The 17,160-nt window shown below is 63.9% G+C and carries 15 protein-coding genes; 5 read left to right on the forward strand and 10 right to left on the reverse strand.

Going from position 1 to position 17,160, the window contains the following annotated elements:
- Positions 1-49: 49 nt before the first annotated feature.
- Complete coding sequence (locus QCE88_RS27215; RefSeq protein ID WP_309907982.1) at positions 50-1,102, reverse strand: sugar ABC transporter substrate-binding protein; 1,053 nt, start codon at positions 1,100-1,102, stop codon at positions 50-52.
- Between the two features lie 353 nt (positions 1,103-1,455).
- On the opposite strand from QCE88_RS27215, the gene QCE88_RS27220 reads away from it, so the two are divergent.
- Positions 1,456-3,132 carry an FAD-dependent oxidoreductase gene (locus QCE88_RS27220; protein ID WP_309907983.1) on the forward strand — a complete coding sequence of 559 codons (1,677 nt, stop codon included), beginning with the start codon at positions 1,456-1,458 and terminating at the stop codon, positions 3,130-3,132.
- Between the two features lie 27 nt (positions 3,133-3,159).
- Here QCE88_RS27220 and QCE88_RS27225 read toward each other — a convergent pair whose 3' ends face one another.
- The 4 genes from QCE88_RS27225 to QCE88_RS27240 form a co-directional block, all read right to left on the reverse strand.
- On the reverse strand, positions 3,160-3,807 hold the full coding sequence (locus QCE88_RS27225; protein WP_309907984.1) for a hypothetical protein: 648 nt from the start codon (positions 3,805-3,807) through the stop codon (positions 3,160-3,162).
- 320 nt (positions 3,808-4,127) lie between these two features.
- Entirely contained in the window at positions 4,128-5,045 is a 918-nt protein-coding gene (locus QCE88_RS27230) for an alpha/beta hydrolase (RefSeq protein ID WP_309907985.1), read from the reverse strand.
- Between the two features lie 21 nt (positions 5,046-5,066).
- Positions 5,067-5,975 (reverse strand): amidohydrolase family protein, encoded by a 909-nt coding sequence (locus QCE88_RS27235; RefSeq protein ID WP_309907986.1) that lies wholly within the window; start codon positions 5,973-5,975, stop codon positions 5,067-5,069.
- A 24-nt stretch (positions 5,976-5,999) separates the two neighbouring features.
- Complete coding sequence (locus tag QCE88_RS27240; RefSeq protein WP_309907987.1) at positions 6,000-6,557, reverse strand: hypothetical protein; 558 nt, start codon at positions 6,555-6,557, stop codon at positions 6,000-6,002.
- Positions 6,558-6,735: 178 nt separating this feature from the next.
- Here QCE88_RS27240 and QCE88_RS27245 point away from each other — a divergent pair, with 178 nt between their 5' ends.
- Positions 6,736-7,428: a TetR/AcrR family transcriptional regulator gene (locus QCE88_RS27245; protein WP_309907988.1), complete on the forward strand. Its 693-nt coding sequence runs from the start codon at positions 6,736-6,738 to the stop codon at positions 7,426-7,428.
- Positions 7,429-7,438: 10 nt separating this feature from the next.
- Here QCE88_RS27245 and eutC read toward each other — a convergent pair whose 3' ends face one another.
- The 5 genes from eutC to QCE88_RS27270 form a co-directional block, all read right to left on the reverse strand.
- The gene (gene eutC, locus QCE88_RS27250) at positions 7,439-8,224 is read right to left on the reverse strand and encodes an ethanolamine ammonia-lyase subunit EutC (RefSeq protein WP_309907989.1); all 786 of its coding nucleotides are present in this window, start codon (positions 8,222-8,224) and stop codon (positions 7,439-7,441) included.
- Positions 8,221-9,603, reverse strand: a complete 1,383-nt coding sequence (locus QCE88_RS27255) for an ethanolamine ammonia-lyase subunit EutB (protein WP_309907990.1) — start codon at positions 9,601-9,603, stop codon at positions 8,221-8,223. The genes eutC and QCE88_RS27255 overlap by 4 nt, the downstream gene beginning before the upstream one ends.
- Positions 9,604-9,606: 3 nt before the next feature.
- Entirely contained in the window at positions 9,607-10,758 is a 1,152-nt protein-coding gene (locus QCE88_RS27260; RefSeq protein ID WP_309907991.1) for a branched-chain amino acid ABC transporter substrate-binding protein, read from the reverse strand.
- A gap of 103 nt (positions 10,759-10,861) precedes the next feature.
- The gene (locus QCE88_RS27265) at positions 10,862-12,094 is read right to left on the reverse strand and encodes an FAD-dependent oxidoreductase (protein WP_309908787.1); all 1,233 of its coding nucleotides are present in this window, start codon (positions 12,092-12,094) and stop codon (positions 10,862-10,864) included.
- Entirely contained in the window at positions 12,094-13,530 is a 1,437-nt protein-coding gene (locus QCE88_RS27270) for an amino acid permease (protein ID WP_309907992.1), read from the reverse strand. The genes QCE88_RS27265 and QCE88_RS27270 overlap by 1 nt, the downstream gene beginning before the upstream one ends.
- Positions 13,531-13,814: 284 nt before the next feature.
- Here QCE88_RS27270 and QCE88_RS27275 point away from each other — a divergent pair, with 284 nt between their 5' ends.
- From QCE88_RS27275 to QCE88_RS27285, 3 genes are all read left to right on the forward strand, one after another.
- Positions 13,815-15,221, forward strand: a complete 1,407-nt coding sequence (locus QCE88_RS27275) for a PLP-dependent aminotransferase family protein (RefSeq protein WP_309907993.1) — start codon at positions 13,815-13,817, stop codon at positions 15,219-15,221.
- Positions 15,222-15,400: 179 nt separating this feature from the next.
- Positions 15,401-16,153 (forward strand): SDR family oxidoreductase, encoded by a 753-nt coding sequence (locus QCE88_RS27280; protein ID WP_309907994.1) that lies wholly within the window; start codon positions 15,401-15,403, stop codon positions 16,151-16,153.
- Between the two features lie 92 nt (positions 16,154-16,245).
- Positions 16,246-16,956: an SDR family oxidoreductase gene (locus QCE88_RS27285; protein WP_309907995.1), complete on the forward strand. Its 711-nt coding sequence runs from the start codon at positions 16,246-16,248 to the stop codon at positions 16,954-16,956.
- Positions 16,957-17,160 lie beyond the last annotated feature (204 nt).

Raw genomic sequence — 17,160 nt, forward strand, 5'->3', positions numbered from 1 at the left:
AAGAAGGCGGATGCCGCAGACACGGCATCCGTGCAGCAACTACGCTCGTTCAGTTGATGCCGAGCTTCTTGCAGCCATCCGCATAGCGGTCGGTGCAGAGGTTCTTCGCGCTTTCGATACCCTTGTCCACGACCTCGGCTTTCAGGTTCTTCTGCGTGATGACCGTCGGCTGGAAGAGTTCCGACGGCGTGTTGAAGAGCATCGTCTGCGCCTTGGGCTTCTGTCCGTCGAGCAGTCCCACCGCAACGCGCGCCGCCGCTGCCGCGACGATCTCGCTCGGCTTGAGAATCGTGTTGTACTGCTCGCCCGCGATGATGAGTTGCAGCCCCGCAATGGTGGCGTCGTTGCCCGTCACCGGCGGCACGGGATTGACGCCCGCCGCCTTCAGTGCCGCGATGGCCGCACCGCCGGTGCCGTCGTTGGCCGCGACCACGCCGACAATCTGTCCGGAGAAGCGGTTGATCTGCCCGCCGACCCATTGCTGCGCCTTCGGCGGCGCCCAGTCCGGCGTGTCGTATTCGGCGAGCGTCTTGTAGCCGCTGCCCGCGAGACCTTCATGACTGCCCTTCTTGATGAGGCCGGCCGCCGCATCGGTCGGCGAACCGTTCACCTGAAGCACGCCGCCCTTGCCCGGCGGAACGCCGCTGGCCTTCAAATGCTCCACCAGCGATTGCGCGACGGCCCGGCCGATCTGCTGGTTGTCGAAGGAGACGTAGTAGTCGGCGGGCGTCGATGGAATCGGCCGGTCATAGGCGATCACCTTGACGCCCTGGCTCTGCGCCAGATGCACGAGCGAAGCGGCGGCGGCCGAATCGACCGGATCGAGCACGATCACTTTCGCGCCTTGCGAGATCGCCGAGTTGAATTGCTGCTGCTGTTGCGAGGCGTCGCCGTTGGCGTTCTGGTACAGCACCTTGCAGTTGGGACAGAGCTTGCCCATCTCCGCCTTGAAGCCGGGAAAGTCGTGCTGCTCGTAGCGCGTCGAGCCCTGATCGGGCATCAGGAATGCAACGGTGCCGCTCGTTGCTGCGGTGGCGGCGCCGCTCGACAAGGCGAGCGCAAACGTGGCCGCGCTCAATAGCGTCCGGGATGGGCTAGTCATCATGTCTCCGTTATTGGATCTTGCGATCTTCGTATGGGCGACGCAGGCTCGAACCGTCGGCGTCGAAAAGACATTAAATCAATTGATTTAACTAAGTCAACGAGATGTTGAAGGGCAAGGGCAAACCCCGAGTTCGGCGCTTGGACAAAGCACGAGCGTCCGGTTGGGGCCGTTGCGTCGTGCTTATACGAAAGCATGCTCCGGCAAGACCTTCAGCGCATTGCGCGGAGGCGCGCCATAGGCGATCGTTGGTCGTTACGCGTCCCGGCACAGGGCTCGCCTATGATGGAAAGCGCAGCCGGGCGCCGGAGCATCGGGCGGCCGGTTCGCGACATCGACGGAGCATCACCAGCATGAGCGATTTCTTCGGCGCCCACGAGTCGGACGAAGCCAGCGTGCGCGAGCATCCGCGATATCAGCAGATGTTCCCCGTCCTGACGGAGCGCGATATCGAACGGCTGCGCCGTTTCGGCGAGCCCTGCCGGCATGCGCGCGGCGCATTGCTGTATCGCGCTGGCAGTCTGTGTCCCGGCGTCTTCGTCCTGCTCGCTGGCACGGTGCGCATCGTCAGCCGCGATGCGCTCGGACACGAGCGCGTCCTCTGCACCTACACGCAGCGCGGCGAGTTCACGTCCGACGTGACCCAGTTGTCGAGCAAGCCGGCGGTCGTGGATGCGCATGTCATCGAAGACGTCGACGCGCTGCTGCTGCGCCCCGATGCGCTTCAGGCCGTGATGATCAGCGAAGCCGATCTCGGCGAGACGATCATGCGTGCGCTGATCCTGCGCCGCGTGCTGGTGTTCGAACGCGGTCAGGGCGTGGTGCTGGTGGGATCGTCGAGCGATGCGCGCCTGCTCGACCTGCAGACCTTCCTGCGCCGCAACGTATTTCCGTGCACTGCCCTCGATGCCGAAAGCAATGCCGAAGCGCTCGCGGTGCTCGAACGGCTCGCCCCGAAACCGGATGACTTTCCACTGGTCCTGTGCCCGGACGGCACCATTCTGCGCAATCCCGACGCGGGGCAACTGGCATCGTGTCTTGGCCTCATTCCGGAATTCGACCCGGCGCATGTCTATGACGTGGCGATCGTCGGCTCCGGCCCGGCCGGGCTGGCGACGGCGGTGTATGCGGCGTCGGAAGGCCTGTCGGTGGCGGCGCTCGATTGCCGCGCACCCGGCGGCCAGGCGGGCAGCAGTTCGCGCATCGAGAACTATCTGGGCTTTCCGACCGGCATCACCGGTCATGCGCTCGCCGGACGCGCCTTCGTCCAGGCGCAGAAGTTCGGCGCGCATATCGGCATTCCCTGCGAAGCGATGGCGCTGCACTGCGGCGGCGCGCTGCCTTCCGTCGAATTAACCGATGGCCGACGCATCACGGCACGCACGATCGTAATCGCGACCGGCGCGGAGTATCGCCGGCCCGATATTCAGGACCTTGCGCGCTTCGAGGGCAACGGCGTCTATTACTGGGCGACGCCCATCGAAGCCCGCCTATGCCGCAAGGAACCCGTCGTGCTGGTCGGTGGCGGCAATTCGGCGGGACAGGCCGTGGTGTTCCTGGCGTCGCATGCCGAGCACGTCCATCTGTGCATACGGAGCGCGAGTCTGCGCCACAGCATGTCGCACTATCTGATCGAGCGGATCATGGCGCTGTCCAATGTGACGTTGCATGTCCGTACGGAACTGACCGCGCTCGAAGGCGATGCCCGGCTCGAACGCGTTCACTATCGACGGGAAGACGGCGCCGCTGACACGGTGGCGACGCATCATCTTTTCGTCTTCATCGGCGCGCAGCCGAACGGCCGCTGGCTCGCGACATGCGGCGTCGCGCTGGACAGCAAGGGCTTCGTCCTGACCGGCATGCAGGTGCCGCAACCCGAAGCCGCCACGATGTCCTTGCAGACGAGCGTGGCACGCGTATTCGCCATCGGCGATGTGCGGTCGGGATCGATCAAGCGCGTTGCGTCGGCGGTCGGCGAAGGCGCGGCCGTGGTCGCGCAGATCCATGCTTGCCTGGCCGAGACTGGCTAGACTGGACGCGGGCGCTTCCCTGCCCGTCTAGCCCCGGAGATTGCTCTCGCAGTCTTCCCAGTAACGAAGCGGGTCGTGGTGGTCCGGATAGTGTGCATCGAGCCATGCGGTGAGCTTGGGCCAGTCCGGATGACGGGTTCCGGTCTGGGCAGACCAGTTCGACGACCGCTCCACGATGCGTCCGTTCTCGCGATCACGAACCAGCACGCTGCCGAGTCCGTTCGAACCATGCGCCTGTGACTCGACGAGATAACGCGGCAACAGCCGGAACTCGGCATCCTTGGCCCAGCCGTACACCGCGCGAACGCGGCCGCTGGCATCCCGCAGCTCGATGGCGCCGGTCTTCGGGCGAATCGCTTCCCATCCTTCCGGAAACTCCGCGACGATTTCGTCCTTGCCTTCCCTGACCCATTTCACGTGCAAGGCCTGCGTCATCGCTTCGCGCATCCGGGCCGCCGACGCATAGCCTTTCGGCAAATCCATTCCAACCGGCAGCGTAATCAGGTTGTCCTTCCACAGCGCTGACTCGTCATCGTCGACGCGCTTCACGACGTTTGACACGTCGGGACCGAACGGATTGTCCGGGCGTTTCGACACGTTCGTCTTCGTCGGCGCCAGCCCTTCGAAAAGCCGCTCGGCATCCATACGGGTCAATTTTGTCTTTGACTTGTTCATTGCTGCATGACTCCATTGTCACTTCTGCTCGACCTGCATGGCCGCTTCATGGCGAAGCCATCGGGCCACACGACGGGTATCGAGTCGCACATGTTCATGTTGCCCGACGCCAGGCTCGAACAGATGAACGGGTCGTGTCGGGATGTTAAGAGATGAAGTCGCGGTCACGCCGGTCGTGCAGCGCCCTTTTTTATTGATGACGGGCACGGCATGAACGGGGACCGGGTAGGGCCGGAAGGCTTTCGGGATTCAGCAACGATCGTATCACGAGCCCGCCTCCCGATTGACGGTCCGGCCGGGCGCTCAATCGGAAGCCGCCTTTAGTCGATCAGCGCGTAAAAGCTGGCCAGCGCCCCTAGAACCGGTTCGAAAAACGCGGGATCCATTGCATGCCCCATCGCGTCCACGACATGCAACCGCGCCCCCGGTATCACCGACGCGGCCCACTCCGCATGTTCCAGCGGAAAGATCGGGTCATCGGTGCCGTGGATCAGCAGCACTGGAACGCGTAGAGAAGCAAGTTCGTTCGATTGCAACATCCGCGAACGCTTCTGTGCCAGCGCGTGATGACTGTTGTTGGCGAGTTTGGCGGACAGGCCATCGGTCCTCAGCATGACTTGCGCCGCATACGCACGGCCGAGCGTCAGCCACGCGGGTTCATCGAACGGCGAACGCGGCCCGGCAGCGAGCCGGAAGTTGTCGACGAAGCGCTGTGCAAGCGCTTCCGCCGACACTGGCGCACTCGCATTCAGCGCGATGACGTGTGCAACGTAGTCCGCGGAGGGACGCGGAAGTTCTCCCGCCCTGGGCGCCACGCCCGCGAAAGCGTCGTTCTTCGGCCGCAAATCGGCCGAGGACATCATCACGGTCAGGCTGCGCAGCCGCTCCGGCCGTTGCAGCGCCATCCAGTAGCCGATCACCCCGCCCTGCGACAGGCCTATGACGTGAGCGCTCCGGGCGTTCAGCCCATCGAGCACGGCAAAGGAATCGGCGGCGAGTTCTTCCAGCGTGTAGGGCGCCTCGTCGAAGTCAATATAGGTGGAGAGCCCGGTGTCGCGGGCATCGAAACGGACGACGCATAAACCGGCGCCGGCCAGTGCCTCACAGAACCTGTCGGGCCACACGAGCCCGGGGGCGCTGTTGCCCATCAGCAGAAGCGCCACGGGATCGGAGCGCGAACCGAACACGTCGACATGAAGCTCGACACCATTCGCCTGAAGTCTTTCGCTCTCGGGCATTCAACTTCTCCCATGCGCCAGTCAGGATGGCTTGAACCAGTCGTTCGCGACGCCGTAGAACAGCGCATCGCGCTCATCGGCCGAGCAGGTTTCGACGAAGCCCGCATAACGCGCGTATGACTCCGCGAAGCCCGTCGACAGTCCTGCAATCGGCATATGGCTGCCGAACATGCATCGCGAAACGCCGATGATGTCCAGCGTAGCGCGCACCCATGGCTCCGCCTGATCGGCCGTCCAGCGCATGCCGAAGATACATTCGAGCGCCGAAATGCTCACGCGGATGTTGTCGCAACGTGCCAGTTCGGCGAGGTCGCTGCGCCAGCGCCTGAAGCCGTCGTCGGACAGATCGAGCGGCCAACCCATCACGGCCACCGTAAAGCCGATATGAGGATGCGCCTTGATGACAGCCGTCAACGCAGGCAACTGATGCGCGAAGACTTCGAGACCGCACTTGAGTGAACGTGCATTGAGCAGACTCAATTGCTTGCGCCACGCGGGGTCTTCGAGAAGGTCGGGCCGTTTCGCGAACCGCCTGAGCGGATTCGCCGGGTCCCAGACAAGATGCTCGCGCACGGCGCTCAGTTTCGGCAGGCTTTGATATTGATCCAGCTTGCGTTCGAGTTCCGGATCGAGAAAATCGACCATGGCGACAAGCGCGTGCCGTACGTTGGACTCGTTCGCGTGTTGCTGGGCCCATGACGCTTCCTGCCATGGATCATCGGACAGGAACTCATGCCAGATCACGCCCTCGACGCGATGATTGCGCGTGTCCGCCAGATAGTCGGATAGCAGGTAACGTCGCGGCAGCGCATCGTAGTTGCCGACGAAGGCTTCGTAACCCGCATCGACGTGTTCCAGGAAGGCGTGACGATTGTGTCCGGCGTCGTAGAAGTGGACATGTGCGTCGACGATCCTGGATGGCGTGCTCATGAACGTCTCCAATGGAACAGCGCTTCATGCTCGCTGGGCCGCCTGCTGTTGCTGTTGCTGCGGATACCAGCCGGTGAACTTGATCGCCGCGTACAGCGCTGCAACCGTAATGACGATGCCCACCGAATGCGGCACTGATGTCATATAGGCCATCAACACATCTGCCACGACCATCACCGCGAAAGCGAGCGCCCAGGCGAAGGATATCGCGTAGTTGGTCCGCACGAAGCCGGGCGAGGTCCAGAGTTCCGGCGCCACCTTCTCACGAGCGTACTGCAGCGTGAACGGCTGACGCAACAGGATGGACGCCAGGACGATCAGCAAGAGCCCCGCATCGACGCGCAACCTCACCTCCGCCACGGACCACGCTGCGCCATACGCGAGCGAATACAGCGTCAGCGCGCCGAACAGCAGAAAAGTGCCGATTTCCAGAATCTTCACGCGACGCTCGCTCGACACGACATCGCGCACCAGCAACACGGCCGAGACGACCGCGCCGGCGGCCAGACCGGCCGGTATCCCGACCACACGCTCGATTACGACAAACGCGATAAAAGGGGCAAACGCCAGCAGCATGTCCATGGCAAAAACTCCTGCGAAAGAGAAGAGGAATGGACACGAACCGCTCACCCCGTGCGTTCAGGCCGCGATCCGCGCCTATTCGTCATCCGATATGTGTCCAGTGGAAACATTTTGACTTCGCCTGCGCGATCCGTCAACATGTGTTTACGCTGGAAACATATGGACAATAGACTGCCTGATGACCGAGACACCCAAAAAGTTGCGCCGGGGAAGACACGAATCCACCACGGAACCAGCCCCGCCGGGCCGGCCCTACCACCACGGCTCGCTGCGCGAGGCATTGCTCGAGGCAGCCGAACAGGTTCTACGCCGGGACGGTCTGCGCGGCCTGACCTTGCGTGCGATTTCCCGCGAAGTGGGCGTCTCGCATACGGCCCCGCAACGCCACTTCAACGACACAGCCGGCGTGCTGAGCGAACTGGCGGCTATCGGGCATCATCGGCTGGCTGCATGGATGGCGAAACAGGCGAAGGGCATCGCGGACCCGCTGGAACGACGCAAGGCAATCGGGCGGGGCTATATCAGCTTCGCCGTGAAGCAGCCGGATCTGTTCAGGCTGATGTCGCGCAACGAGTTGCTCGACCAGTCGAACGAGGCGCTTCTTCAGGCAAGAAGAATGTCGATTCGCGCGCTGGCAGGTACGCTCGGTCAGGCGAATGCGCCGGATCATGCGATACAGCGCATCGACACGGCGCGGGCCATCGAGATGACGGCAGGCTGGGCCTATGTGCACGGGCTTGCGATGCTGCTGATCGATGAACGCCTGAACAGCATCGCGCAGATCACCGACGATATTGAAGATGCGGCCGCGCTGGTTGCCGCCGTTCTCGAACGCATGCGTCTGTCTCCGGCCGACGAGCCGCGGGATTGAAAGCGCGCAGCTAGTCCGCTTCCTTCCGCAAGCTCGGGCTTGACGCAGCCTGCTCCAGCAAGGACCCGCTGTCGTCTTTCAGGCCGACGCCGGTGATGCGCCGGGTCATCGCGGCACGAAGCAGCCACGCCAGCTTGTACGCGGCCACGTCCGGCTTCAGCCCTTCCGGCCGGATATTGGAGATGCAGTTGCGCTGTGCATCGTTGCGTCCCGGCGCGGGATCGAAGGTTACGTACGCGCCCAGGCTCGCGGGCGAACTGAGACCGGGCCGCTCTCCGATCAGCATGACCACGATCCGCGCGCCCAACAACGCGCCGATGCCATCACCCAGCGCGACGCGCGCCTGTGTCGCGACAACAGCCGGTCCGATGCGCCAGCCGTCGAGCCGCGCGATCGTCTCGCGCAGCAGCGGCGCCGCGTGCATCGCGGCCTTCGACGACAAGCCGTCCGCCACCACGAACACCACGTCAGAACGGGTTCCTTGATCCGGTGTCAGGCCTGCAAGCCGCGCCGCGCTGTCGTCGTCGAGAACACGCCCGAGGTCGGGACGGCTCAAATAGATCTCGCGCGAACTCGCCTGACTGCGCACATGAACCGATGTCAGCCCAAGCTGCTGCATTTCATCCGACAACGCGGCCACATCAAGCGGTTCGTTCACCGCGTCGCGTGCCTGCGCGTGCGCGAGGTTGAACGCGAGAAGCTGCGCTGTCGGCACGCTGCACCCTGTGCGGCCGAGCGCGATACGCGCGTCGGTGTAGCGTCGCAGCGCTTCCCAGCGATCGATCCTCACGCTCATGGCGCGCCCATCCATTCGATCAGCCGCGGCGCCTGCGCTTCGTCCCGCAACCTGCCGCACCCATCCGTGATGTGCAGCGCCTGCAGCCACGCCTCGAACTCCGGCGCGCGCTTCAGGCCCAGCACCTCGCGTACATAGAGCGCATCATGAAATGACGTGCTCTGATAGTTGAGCATGACGTCATCGGCGCCCGGCACGCCCATGATGAAGTTCACGTTGGCCGCGCCCAGCAGCGTGAGCAAGGTGTCCATGTCGTCCTGATCGGCCTCGGCGTGGTTCGTATGGCAGATATCGCAGCCCATCGGCACGCCGAGCAGCTTCGCGCAGAAATGATCCTCCAGGCCTGCGCGAATGATCTGCTTGCCGTCGTAGAGATATTCCGGGCCGATGAAGCCCACGACCGTATTCACGAGAAACGGATCGAACGCCCGCGCGACCGCATAGGCGCGTGTCTCGCAGGTCTGCTGATCCACGCCATGATGCGCATTGGCCGACAGCGCGCTGCCCTGCCCCGTCTCGAAGTACATCAGGTTGTTGCCCACCGTGCCGCGCCCCAACGACTTCCCCGCTTCGTGAGCTTCGTGCAGCAACGCAAGCGATACGCCAAACGAAGCATTCGCCGCCTGCGTGCCCGCGATCGACTGGAACACCAGATCGACCGGCGCGCCCACTTCCATTGCCGCAAGCGTGTTGGTCACGTGCGTGAGCACGCAGGTCTGGGTCGGCACGTCGAAGCGCTCGCGGAAGGCGTCCATCATGACCAGCAAGGCCGTGATGGCGAGCGGCGAATCGGACGCAGGATTGATGCCGATCATCGCGTCGCCGCAGCCGTACATGAGGCCGTCGATCATCGAAGCGGCGATGCCTTGTGCGTCGTCCGTCGGATGATTCGGTTGCAGCCTCACCGACATGCGCCCCGGCAGCCCCACGGTGTTCCTGAAGCGCGTGACCACCGGCCGCTTCTTCGCAGCAAGGATCAGATCCTGATTGCGCATCAGCTTGGAGACGGCCGCGACCATCTCGGGCGTCAGACCCGGCGCCAGCGCGATCAACGCGTCCGTGCCGGTGGTGTCGGCCAGCACCCAGTCGCGGAAGTCGCCCACGGTGAGATGCGAAACGGCCGCGAACGCGTCCATCGAATGACGATCGACGATCAGTCGCGTCACCTCGTCGTCTTCATAGGGAATCACCGCTTCGCTGAGAAACGCGCGCAGCGGCACGGCGGCGAGCGCCAGTTTCGCCGCCGCGCGCTCCGCTTCCGTGGCGGCCGCGACGCCCGCGAGTTCATCGCCGGAACGACGCGGACTCGCCTTCGCGAGCAAGGTCTTCAGATCGTCGAAGCGATACGTCCGCACACCGATCGATTGCGTGAAAGTCATCGCTCAAATCCCGCTGCCGCCCACCGTCTTCAGGCTCTTCCACTGCCCCTTGTCCACCTCGAAAAGCGTATAGGGCGGCTTGATCAGATCGCCGTTCGGATCGAAGGCGATGGTGCCGGTCACGCCTTTCACATCCACCTTCGCGAGTGCGTCGACGACCTTCGCGCGGTCCGTCGAATTCGCGGTCTCGATGGCCTTGATCATCGCGAGCACCGCGTCATACGCAAACGGCGCGTACAACTCGACATCCTGATTGAAGCGCGCCTTGTAGCGCTTGCCGAACTCCTGCGCGGAAGGCAGCTTGTCGAGCGCCGGTCCGGGTTCGAGGTCCTGCGTGCCGTTGCCCGCCGCGCCGGCAATCTGCAGGAACGCGTTGCTCTTCAACGCGCCCGCGCCGAACAGTTGCGTGGTCATCCCGAGCGAGCGCATCTGCTTGACGAGCATCGCGCCTTGTTCGTCGAGCCCGCCAAAGAAAATCAGGTCGACGTTCTGGCTTTTCATCGTCGTGAGAATGGCGCGGAAGTCCACTGCCTTGTCGTTCGTGTACTCGCGCGACACCACGGTGCCGTGCGCATCCTTCACGCCTTTCTCGAAGGCATCGGCGAGACCCTGACCGAAGGCCGTCCGGTCGTCGATGATGCCAATGCGTTTCGGCTTCATCTGTTCCACCACGAAACGCCCCGCCACCACGCCGCCGACGCCGTCATGGCCCATCGTGCGGAACACGTTCTTGAAGCCTTGCTTCGTCAGTTGCGGGTTGGTGGAGCCGGGCGTGATCATCGCCACGCCCGCGTTGTGATACACGGCCGAAGCCGGAATGCTGCACCCCGAGTTGTAATGCCCGATCATCCCGACGACGCCGCTATCCACCGCCTTCTGCGCCACCTGGATGGCGACGCGCGGATCGCCCTGATCGTCGTAGACCTCGAGTTCGTACTTGACCGGCTTGCCGGCGATTGTCGGATGCTTTGCATTCGCTTCGTCGACGGCCAGTTGCGCGCCGTACTGCAGGTCCTTCCCGACCCGCGCGACCGGTCCGGTCAAGGGTCCGGCGAAACCGATCTTCACGACCTCGGGATCGGCGGCGAAGGACATCGGCACATAGGCGGCAAGCACGCACGCGGCGAGGCTCGTAAGCATGAAACGGCGGTTCATGATGGTCTCCATGGGATGAAGGACGTCGCGCCCGGCGTGAACATGGCGGGCTCGTGCGCGACGCCGCGAAGCCTGCCTGCTACCCGCTACAACGCAGTCGCGCTCAATGAAACCGCGCGGCGCGATAACACGCGAGATCGAGCGGCGGCTTGCGCCGCGCGATCAGGTCACTGACGATCCGCCCGCTGACACCCGCGAGCGTCAGGCCGAGATGCTGATGCCCGAATGCATACACGACACGCTCGCTGGCCTTGGCACGATCGATCACCGGCACGCCGTCGGGCAGGCTCGGACGAAAACCGAGCCATTCCTGATCCGGCGTGCCCAGTGCCGGCAACGCACGCTTCGACGACACCGTCACGAGATCGAGCAACGCGCGATTGCGGGTTTCCGTGAAACCGCCCAGCTCGACCGTGCCCGCAACGCGAATGCCGTCGCTCATCGGTGTCATGTAAAAGCCGCGTTCGGCCCATCCACAGGGCCGCGAGATCAGACTCGATGATCCGGCGTAGCGCACGTGATAACCGCGTTCGGTATCGAGCGGCACGTCGTCGCCGCATTGACGGGCGAACGCGCGCGAACGTGCGCCGGTGGCGACCACCACGTGATCGAAACGCTGCGCAACGCCGCCGGTGCTCAACGACACGTGGTCCGCGCCGGGCTCGATGGCGTCCACGTTCATGCGCTCCAGGTGCAAGCCGCGTGCGGCCAGACGCTCATGAAGCGCCTGGAGAAACGCGGCCGGATCCGTGAAATGCCAGCTGTCGCCGAACAGCACGCCTCGCTGAAAGATAGGCGCGAGGTTCGGTTCGAGCCGACGGATGCCATCGGCGTCGAGCACGTCGAAACGCACGCCATGCTTTTCGCGTAACGCGAGCGAAGCGCGCGACGTATCGAACGATGCCGCGTTCGAATACAGATACAGGCACTCGCGCGGCTTCACGAAGCTGGCAAGACCCGGCTCCGCGAGGATCGGCGCATAGCCTTCCTGCGCACGGGACAGCAAGCCCGCCAATGCCGCCGCGCTCGCCTCGTAGTTCGCCCGCCGCGAACTCGCCAGGAAGCGCATGAGCCAGGGCGCGAGTTGCGGCAGATAGCCCCAGCGCAACCGGAAAGGACTCTCGGCGGAAAGCAGGAAGCGCGGTATGTCGCGGAACACGGACGGATTGTTCACCGGCACACAGCCGTAGGGCGCGAACGTGCCCGCATTGCCGAACGAAGCGCCCTGCGCCACGCCGGCCGGATCGAACAGCGTGACGCTGTGCCCGTCGCGCATGAGCCACGCGGCGCTCGCCATGCCGATGAATCCCGCGCCGATGATCGCCACCTTCGCCATCACTCACGCCCCTTCCAGGCCAGTTCGTCCTGCGACAGGAAGTCCGTCGCGAAGTCGTGATCGTGGTGACTGCGATGATGCTTCGCCGTGAAGAAGTAAGCCAGCGAGGCCACCGCAAGACTCGCGACGCTCGCAATCAGCTGCGGGCGCAGCGAGGGATCGGCGCCCATCGCGAGCAGGACGCCGACGATCGACGCGACCACCGCGTACGACAGCCACGGAAACAGCCACATCTTCAGCGTGAGACGTTCGGGGGCTTCGCGCTGGATGCGCCGGCGAATGCGGATCTGCGCCAGCGCCGTCGACAGGTACACGAACAGCATCACCGCGCCCGACGCATTCACGAGAAACAGAAACACGCCCTGCGGCGACACGATGGCCGCGATGATCGCCACATAGCCCACGACGCTCGACAGCAGCACGGCCAGACGCGGCACCTTGGCGGGCGTGAGATTCAGCAGCGACTTCGGCGCATCGCCGCGTTCCGCAAGACGGAACAGGATGCGCGACGACACATACAGGCCCGAGTTCAGCGCGGACAGCACGGCGACGAGCACGATGCCGTTCATGATGTCGGCGGCGCCGGGAATGCGCATGGTCTCCAGCGCGGCGACGAACGGCGAATGGCCCGTCACGATGCTGCCCCACGGCACGATGCACGCAATCAGGAACAGGGAACCGACATAGAACGTGATGACCCGCAGGATGACCGAGCGCGTCATCTGGGCGACGCTCTTGGCGGGATCGTCGGATTCGGCGGCGGCGATGGTCGCGATCTCCGCCCCGCCCACCGCAAAAATCACGGTCGGCACGGCGGCGAACACGGACATCGTGCCGAACGGCAAAAAGCCGTGATTGCCGACCAGATGCGTCACCGAGCTGCCGGTATGCCCGAAGCCGAACACATAGGACGCGCCGACCGCGATGAACACGATGATGGCCGCGACCTTGATCGATGCGAACCAGAACTCGAACTCGCCGTAGGACTTGACGGAGAGCAGGTTGATCAGCGTCATGACGGAGAGCAGGACGAGGCCGATCACCCAGACCGGCGCCGCTATCCATCGCTGGAGGATGGCCGCGCCCGCGACCGCTTCGACGGCCACGACGATGACCCAGAAATACCAGTAGAGCCAGCCGCTCGTGAAGCCGGCCCAGTTGCCGAGGCCGATGCGCGAATACTCCGTGAAGGAACCGATGCCCGGCACGGCGAGCGCCATCTCGCCGAGCATGCGCATGACCATCAACACGACGATGCCCGCGACGAGGTAGGACATGCACGCGGCGGGACCGACGGTCGCGAGCGTCGCGCTGCTGCCGACGAACAGGCCCGCGCCGATGATGCCGCCGAGCGCGATCATCGTGACATGGCGCTGACGAAGCGCCGAGCCAAGCTTGTGTGACCCATCGGATGAAGGGATTTGAGTGGAAGCCATCAAGGAACTCCTGGGAACGTGATTCCGGGAAGCAGTGCCGTGGCGATGCAAACGCTCATACGACACCAGACAAACTCTCAATACAGAATCACACAAAACTTTTTTGTATTCAATTAAAAGCAGGCTTGTGTGGTGTCGGTGTTTTCCCTCGGTGAGCGTGCGGGGCATGTGCGGAGGTCGGCTTTGCAACGCTATGGCCTTGGCAGGGCGGCGGTTCGGGTTACAATCGGCCAACCTCCGTACAATCGGAGGCATTGTCCTGTTTGTATGGAGACAGCGAATTCATGGCTTCCGACAAAGACCCGACGTCTGGCGTTAATGGCGATGCTGCCTCGGGCAAGCGGTCAACCTATATCGAGGTGTCCAGCTCGATCGAGAAGGAGATCCGCAGCGGCATCTATCCGCCCGGCAGCCGCCTGCCGCCGCAGCGCCAGCTGGCAAGCGACCTCGGGATCAATGTGTCGACCGTGTCGCGCGCCTACAAGGAATTGCAGCTGCGGGGACTCGTGATCGGCAGCAAGCGGCGCGGCTCGCTCGTCACCGGCGGCGCGATGCCGAACGTCGACACGCCGCCGTCGAACACGGGCAGCATGCTGATCGACCTCACGGTGAACCGGCCCGCGACAGGCGAATTCCTGAACTGTCTCGCGCGCACGATGACCGAGCTGCCGCGCGACCCGCGCTTCGCGCAATTGCAGGAATATCAGCCGCCGCAAGGCCCGGACTGGGCGCGCGCGGCAGGCGCGCGCTGGATGAGCGCGCCGGGCTTTGCGCCGACTCCCGATCAGGTCGTCGTCACGAGCGGGGCGCAGCACGGCATCTATGCGGTGTTGAACAGCCTGATCGGCACGGACGGCGTGATCCTCGCGGACCAGCTCACGTATTACGGATTGAAGGCGCTCGCGCCCGTGTTCGAGTTCGAGATCGTCGGCATTCCGAGCGACCGGGATGGCCTGCTCGTCGATGAAATCGAGCGCGTGTGCAAACGCATGCCGGTGAAGGCCATCTTTGCCGTGCCGAATCTGCAGAATCCGACCGTCACGACCATGAGCCTGGAACGACGCGTCGCGCTCGTCGATGTCGCGCGCCGCTATGGCGTGGCCATCATCGAAGACGATGTCTATGGACCGCTCGTGACTCAACGCTTGCCCACGCTCGCCAGCCTGTGTCCCGAACTGACGTTCCATGTCACGTCGACCTCGAAGGTGCTCGCGCCAGGCTTGCGACTCGGGTATTTGTCGAGTCCTCAGGACAATGCCGCGTTGTGTGCCGAAGCCGTGCGCACGACGGCATGGATGCCCGCGCCGATGTCGATGCTCATCACGAGCATCTGGATGGAAGACGGCACGGCACAGCAGCTTGCGCAGGCACAACTCAAGGAAATCCGCGCGCGTCACGAACTGGCGCGTGAGCTGTTGCCGCAGGAGTGGCTGCAGAGCGATCCCGCCTGCATGTTCGTGTGGCTCAAGCTGCCGCATCCGTGGCGCGCCGACGACTATGCCGCCAACGCGAAAGCGCGTGGCGTCGTGGTGATGCCGTCTTCCGCGTTCGCCGTGGATCGCTCGGAGATCGAGCACGGCGTGCGCATCAACCTGGCTTGCGCGAGCAGCCGCGATCAGCTCGTCACGGGGCTGCGGACGCTCGCGGGCGCCTTGAAGGACCGGCCGCGCGCCTTGTTCGGACAGCTGTAGCGAGACGCCGCTGCATGGACCGGAATGGACTAGTTGGATCACCCATTCTTGGCACTTTCTAGTGGAACAAGATTCTTCCACAATGCATTTACACGATGCCCTGGCGCGAACGGCTGTGCGTAACGCACAGCCTCGCCAGGCACGTCGCGTAATCATTCTTATGTTCGGGAGAATCTGCCATGAAGATCGTCGTATTGGGTGGTTCCGGCCTGATCGGATCGCGTGTCGTCGCACGGCTCGGCGCGGCCGGTCATGATGCGCTCGCCGCGTCGCCAGGCAGCGGTGTCAATGCGATCACGGGCGAAGGGCTGGACCACGCTTTTGCCGGCGCGGATGCCGTTGTCGATGTCACGAACGCGCCCTCGTGGGAACCGCAAGCGGTGCTCGACTTTTTCCGCACGTCGGCCCGCAATGTCGGCCGCGCCGAAACCGCGGCGGGTGTGCGCCATCACGTTGCGCTCTCCATCGTCGGCTGCGACCGCACACCGGAGAATGCCTACTTCGTCGCCAAGGTCGAACAGGAAAAGCTGATCGAGGCCTCGGGCGTGCCGTACTCCATCGTGCGGGCGACGCAGTTCATGGAGTTCATCGGCGGCATCGCCGACTTCAGCACGGTCGATGGAACAGTCCGTATCGGCGAAGGCCTGTTCCAGCCGATCGCTGCCGACGACGTGGCCGACAACCTCGCTCAGGTTTCGCTCGGTGCGCCGGTGAAGGGCATCGTTGAAATCGCGGGTCCTGACCGGAAGCCTTTTGCGGAGATCGTCACGCGCTATCTGAAAGCGCACGGCGACACGCGCCCGGTCGTGACGGATCGCGAGGCCCTCTACTATGGCGGCCGTGTCGAAGAGCAATCGCTCGTACCGCTCGGCCAGGCGCGGATTGGCCGCATCAGTCTCGAGCAATGGCTCGCGCAGGCCGACAAGCGCTGAGTTCGAAACCCGCACCCATGCGGCGGAATGGCTTCAATCGAAACCTTCCCTCATTCCGCCGTCAAGCCACACTCTCTTCTTTCGGGTCAAGCATGAACACGTCACACAAGGTGATCGTCGTCACGGGCGCATCGCAAGGCATTGGCGCTGAAGTCGTCAAGGCATTCCGCCAGCTCGATTACCGCATCGTCGCGACCTCGCGATCCATCAAGCCGTCGGACGACGAGAACATTTTGAGCGTCGCCGGCGATATCGGCGACCCGGAAACGGCCCGCCGCGTCATTGCCGAAGGCATCGCCCGGTTCGGCAAGATCGATACGCTCGTGAACAATGCCGGCATCTACCTCGGCAAGCCGTTCACCGAACACACTGCGGAAGACTACGCGGCCGTGATGAACGTGAACATGGCGGGCTTCTTCCATATCACGCAGCTTGCCATCGCCCAGATGGAAAAGCAGGCGAGCGGCCATGTGGTGACCGTGACGACCAGCATCGACCATGCGGCGATGAGCGGCATCTATTCGGTGCTGGCCGCGTTGACGAAAGGCGGCCTGAATGCGGCAACGAAATCCCTGGCAATCGAGTATGCGCGCAAGGGCATTCGGGCCAATGCGGTGGCGCCCGGGATCATCAAGACGCCGATGCACGCGTCGGAGAATCACGAGGCCTTAGGTGCGTTTCATCCGCTCGGGCGCATGGGAGAGACAAGCGATATCGCGAACGCCATTCTCTATCTCGATTCGGCGCCGTTCGTCACGGGGGAGATTCTGCATGTCGATGGCGGGCAGAGTGCGGGACGGTAATCGGACCGTTGCGGTCTGACGCGCGTTCATTTCAGACAGCGGCCTGCGCGCCGACCTTGCGCCTTGCTCCCGGGATCGATATCGAGGCGGTAGACGGCCCGTTGCGGACTCAAGAGCGCTCACGTCGACGTTCATTCATGACAGCGGCAAGCGCCCTGCTCTGCGAAGACGCGGGCCTCGCAATACGAGGCCCGCGCATAAACC

Source organism: Caballeronia sp. LZ035 (assembly GCF_031451175.1).
Lineage (GTDB): Bacteria > Pseudomonadota > Gammaproteobacteria > Burkholderiales > Burkholderiaceae > Caballeronia.